The sequence below is a fragment of the Caulobacter sp. D5 genome, from assembly GCF_003185805.1.
Classification (GTDB): domain Bacteria; phylum Pseudomonadota; class Alphaproteobacteria; order Caulobacterales; family Caulobacteraceae; genus Caulobacter.
Map to the genome: position 1 here is coordinate 1 of NZ_QHJY01000117.1, position 4,516 is coordinate 4,516.

Genomic DNA, 4,516 nt, shown 5'->3' on the forward strand with positions numbered 1-4,516 from the left:
GAGAGACCCCTCACCCGACCTGCTTCGCAGGCCACCCTCTCCCGCAAGGGGAGAGGGGTCCGGTGCGAAACCCGCTTTCGCGGGGATTTTACGGGAGGGAGACGGCCAGCCCTGCGGCAGCTGAGAACGGCCCCCCTCCGGCCCTTCGGGCCACCTCCCCCAGAGCGGGAGGATCTCTTCAAGCCGCCTCGGCCTCGTCATACCGCGCCCGGGCCGCGCGGATGGCGTTGTGGTGGTCCATGGCCCAGGCGATCAGGGCGTTGAGGGGGCCCTGCAGCGACACGCCCAGGGGCGAGAGGCTGTATTCGACGCTGGGCGGCTTGGTCGGGAACACTTCGCGTTCGATCAGGCCGTCGCGCTGCAGGTCGCGCAGGGTCTGGGTCAGCATGCGCTGGGAGATGTCGGGCACGGCCCGGCGCAGGGCTCCGAACCGCTTGGGGCCGGTGGCCAGCAGCGACAGCAGCAGGGTGCTCCACTTGTCGCCCAGGTGGTCGATGACGTCGCGCACCGGGCAGTCGGAGGCCGTGAAGCCCTGGCCCTTCCAGCCGTCCAGCGCGTCGCAGAGCGCTTCGGGTGAGAGCGTGGGTGGTTCCTTCAAGGTGCCTATCTCCCGGAAAACTGCCGTCTTTACGACGGGGCCTCGCTCTCACATCTACACCTGGTCTCGAAAAGAGACCAGCAAAGGACGCCTTCGATGACCGCCACCCCCTTTCTTGCGCGACCCTTTCTAAACGACCGCCTTCTGGTGACCGGCGCCGGAGGCCAGCTGGGTCGCCGCATCGTCGAGTTGCTGCTCGAGGCCGGCGCCAAGCATGTGATCGCCACGACCCGCGATCCGGCCAAGCTCGCCGACCTGGCGGCCAAGGGCGTCGACGTGCGCGCCGCCGACTTCGACGATCCGGCCTCGCTGAAGACGGCCTTCGCCGGCGCCGACCGGGTGCTGCTGGTCAGCACCGACAGCCTGGGCCAATGGGGAACCCGCATTACCCAGATCCGCGCCGCCGTCGCCGCGGCGGTCGAGGCGGGCGTGAGCCATGTGCTCTACACCTCGGCCCCCGGCGCGCGGCCCCAGGCCGGCGGCGGGGTGATCGACGACCACTTCTGGAGCGAGCAGGCGATCATCGCCGCGCCGTCCCTGACCTGGACCATCCTGCGCCACAACCTCTATGCCGAGACCATCCTGCTGGGCGCGGGCCAGGCGATCGCCGGCGGCACGCTCTACGCCGCCACGGCCGGCAAGGGCCGGGCCTATGTCACCCGCGAGGATTGCGCTGCGACCGACGCCGCCGCCCTGCTGGGCGCGGAAGGCCGCCAGATCCTCGACGTCTCCGGCCCGCAGGCCCTGACCCAGGACCAGCTGGCCGCCCTGCTGGCGCAGGTCTCGGGCAAGCCGGTGGCGCACCAGGACATCCCGCTCGACGCCCTGCGCGCGGGCCTCGCCCAGGCCGGCCTGCCGCCGGTTTATGTCGACGTCCTGGCCGACTTCGATGCGCAAGCGGCCGAGGGCCAGCACGCGATCGTCACCGACGCCGTCGAGCGCCTGACCGGCAAGGCGCCGACCGGCGTCGCGGCCTTCCTGGCGGCCAACAAGGCGGCGCTGGGCTAAGCGTCGCCGACCGGGCAAGCGGAACGGTCTTCGGCGTCGCGGGGTTTCTAGCGGGTCCAATTTGCATTCCCCCTGAAGGAGGAACACCCGATGAAAGTCAGCGACGCCATGACCAGCCAGGTCTCGGTCGCCCGTCCCGGCGACAGCATCCGCAAGGTGGCCGAGGTGATGGCCAAGGTCGACAGCGGCGTGGTGCCGGTGGTCGAGGACGGCAAGGTGCTGGGTCTGGTCACCGACCGCGACATCGTGCTGCGCGTGGTCGCCGAGGGCCGCAGCTTCGATAGCCCTGTGTCCGAGGTGATGAGCGACGGCGAGGTGCTGTCGGTGAAGGAAGACGACATCCTGGCCGACGCCACCGCCAAGATGGCCAACAACCAGGTCCGCCGCCTGGTGGTGCTGAACGACACCGGCCGCCTGACCGGCATTCTCTCCCTGGGCGACGTGGCCAAGGACTACGGCGCCAAGCAGGTCGGCAAGACGCTGGAGGAGATCTCGCAGGACGCCGAGGCGTCGCACTAGCGCTTTTCCTTCTCCCAAAGGGAGAAGGTGGCGCGAAGCGCCGGATGAGGGGTTACGAGGTTTGACGGCGTGCCGCACGCCGGTAGGCGGCGTACCCCCTCACCCTCCCAGGCTGTCGCCTGGGCCCCTCCCTCTCCCCATGGGAGAGGGAAAAAGAAAAAGGGCGGCTCCTTTCGGGGCCGCCCTTCGTCGTTTTCGACGGTCGAACCGGTCTTAGACCAGGGTCGGGTCGATGGTCTTGCAGGCTTCCATCAGGCCCTTCACCGACTCGACCGACTTGGCGAACATCGCCTTCTCGGCGTCGTTGGTTTCGAACTCGATGATCTTTTCAGCGCCGCCGGCGCCGATGACGACCGGCACGCCGACATAGAGGTCCGACAGGCCGTATTCGCCGTTCAGGAAGGTGGCGCACGGCAGGACGCGCTTCTTGTCCTTCAGGTAGCTGGTGGCCATGGCGATGGCGCTTTCAGCCGGGGCGTAGAAGGCCGAACCGGTCTTCAGCAGGGCGACGATCTCGCCGCCGCCCTTGCGGGTGCGCTCGACGATGGCGTCCAGCTCTTCCTGGGTCAGGAAGCCGGCCTTCACGGCGTCCGGCAGCGGCAGGCCGCCGACGGTCGAGTGACGGACCATCGGCACCATGTCGTCGCCGTGGCCGCCCAGGGTCCAGGCGTGGATGTCTTCGACCGACACGCCGGTCTTTTCGGCCAGGAAGTAGGCGAAGCGCGCCGAGTCCAGGACGCCGGCCATGCCGATGACCTTTTCCTTCGGCAGGCCCGAGAACTGCTGCAGGGCCCAGACCATCGCGTCGAGCGGGTTGGTGATGCAGATGACGAAGGCGTTCGGGGCGTGGGCCTTGATGCCTTCGCCGACGGCCTTCATGACCTTCAGGTTGATGCCCAGCAGGTCGTCGCGGCTCATGCCCGGCTTGCGCGGCACGCCGGCGGTCACGATGCAGACGTCGGCGCCGGCGATGTCGGCGTAGTCGTTGGCGCCCTTCAGGGCCACGTCCTTGCCGAACACGGCCGAGGCTTCGGCGATGTCGAGCGCCTTGCCCTGCGGGGTGCCTTCGGCGATGTCGAACAGGATCACGTCGCCCAGCTCTTCGCGAGCGGCGATGTGGGCCAGGGTGCCGCCGATCATGCCGGCGCCGATAAGGGCGATCTTCGCGCGAGCCATGGGGTCTCCATCAGGCTGTGGACAGGAAATGTCGGGGCGCGGTCTACGCCCCTAGCGGCTTAGTCTCAAGCCCCCTTTCCCGTTTCGCTGCGCTGCGGCAAAACGATCACAACAACGACAAGGAGAGGCGCCGTGAGCAAGACCGATCCGGGACGGTTTTTCGAGGACTTCGAGCCGGGCCAGACCCTGGTCCACGCGACGCCGCGCACGGTGACGGCGGGCGACGTTGCTCTCTATACGGCCTTGTACGGCCCGCGCTTTTCGCTGTTCTCGTCGGACGAATTCGCCCGGGCGAGCGGCCTGGCCGCCGCCCCCGTCGATCCCCTGGTCGCCTTCCACGTGGTGTTCGGCAAGACCGTGCCCGACATCAGCCTGAACGCCGTGGCCAACCTGGGCTACGCTGAAGGCCGGTTCCTGGCGCCCGTCTTCCCCGGCGACACCCTGACGGCGACCTCAGAAGTGATCGGCCTGAAGGAAAATTCGAACGGCAAGACCGGCGTCGTCTATGTCCGCACCACCGGGACCAACCAGCGCGGCGAGGCCGTGCTGTCCTATGTGCGCTGGGTGATGGTGCGAAAGCGCGATCCGTCGGCCGTGGTCGAGGGCCAGTCGGTTCCGGACCTGGCCAAGGCGGTCGCGTCTTCGGACCTGATCGTTCCGGCGGGGCTGGATTTCTCAGGCTATGACTGGTCGCTGGCCGGCGCCCCGCACGCCTTCGAGGACTACGCGGTCGGCGAGAAGATCGACCATGTCGACGGCATGGCGGTGGAGGAGGCCGAGCACCAGATGGCCACGCGGCTGTGGCAGAACACCGCCAAGGTGCACTTCAACCAGTTCGAGCGCGCCAAGGACCCGTCGGGCCGGCGCCTCGTCTATGGCGGGGTGGTGATCTCGACGGCCAAGGCCCTGTCGTTCAACGGTCTGCAGAACGCCGGCCTGATCCTGGGGATCAACGGCGGCCGCCATGTGGCCCCGTTCTTCGCCGGCGCGACGGTGTTCGCCTGGAGCCAGGTGCTCGACAAGGCGGATCTGGGAGGCCTCGGCGCCCTGCGCCTGCGGCTGGTGGCGACCAAGGACCGGCCCTGCGCCGATTTCCCGGACAAGGATAGCGAGGGTGTGTACGACCCGGCCGTGATCCTCGACTTCGACTATTGGGCGGCGGTTCCGAAACGTGGCTGACTTCGATCTGCATCCGGCCTTTCCGGCCAGCTCCCA

The 4,516-nt window shown here is 68.4% G+C and carries 5 protein-coding genes and 1 pseudogene; 3 read left to right on the top strand and 3 right to left on the bottom strand.

Annotated features, from left to right (window positions below; genetic code table 11):
* Positions 1 to 178 precede the first annotated feature (178 nt).
* On the bottom strand, positions 179 to 598 hold the full coding sequence (locus DMC18_RS08855) for a helix-turn-helix domain-containing protein (RefSeq protein WP_199228334.1): 420 nt from the start codon (positions 596 to 598) through the stop codon (positions 179 to 181).
* Positions 599 to 745: 147 nt separating this feature from the next.
* Here DMC18_RS08855 and DMC18_RS08860 point away from each other — a divergent pair, with 147 nt between their 5' ends.
* On the top strand, positions 746 to 1,606 hold the full coding sequence (locus tag DMC18_RS08860; protein ID WP_233245167.1) for an NAD(P)H-binding protein: 861 nt from the start codon (positions 746 to 748) through the stop codon (positions 1,604 to 1,606).
* 90 nt (positions 1,607 to 1,696) lie between these two features.
* On the top strand, positions 1,697 to 2,125 hold the full coding sequence (locus DMC18_RS08865) for a CBS domain-containing protein (RefSeq protein ID WP_110118386.1): 429 nt from the start codon (positions 1,697 to 1,699) through the stop codon (positions 2,123 to 2,125).
* Between the two features lie 10 nt (positions 2,126 to 2,135).
* Here the strand turns inward: DMC18_RS08865 and DMC18_RS27275 are convergent.
* Positions 2,136 to 2,229: pseudogene (locus DMC18_RS27275) on the bottom strand (hypothetical protein); the annotation flags it as partial.
* A 109-nt stretch (positions 2,230 to 2,338) separates the two neighbouring features.
* Positions 2,339 to 3,301 (bottom strand): malate dehydrogenase, encoded by a 963-nt coding sequence (gene mdh, locus DMC18_RS08870; RefSeq protein ID WP_058347105.1) that lies wholly within the window; start codon positions 3,299 to 3,301, stop codon positions 2,339 to 2,341.
* Positions 3,302 to 3,433: 132 nt separating this feature from the next.
* Here mdh and DMC18_RS08875 point away from each other — a divergent pair, with 132 nt between their 5' ends.
* Positions 3,434 to 4,480, top strand: coding sequence for a MaoC family dehydratase (locus DMC18_RS08875; RefSeq protein WP_110118385.1), 1,047 nt, complete (start codon positions 3,434 to 3,436; stop codon positions 4,478 to 4,480).
* Positions 4,481 to 4,516 lie beyond the last annotated feature (36 nt).

What these genes read in the sequence shown, in the direction of transcription:
- mdh (WP_058347105.1), bottom strand. Translation starts at nt 3,301, where the DNA reads ATGGCTCGCGCGAAGATCGCCCTTATCGGCGCCGGCATGATCGGCGGC.
- DMC18_RS08865 (WP_110118386.1), top strand. Translation starts at nt 1,697, where the DNA reads ATGAAAGTCAGCGACGCCATGACCAGCCAGGTCTCGGTCGCCCGTCCC.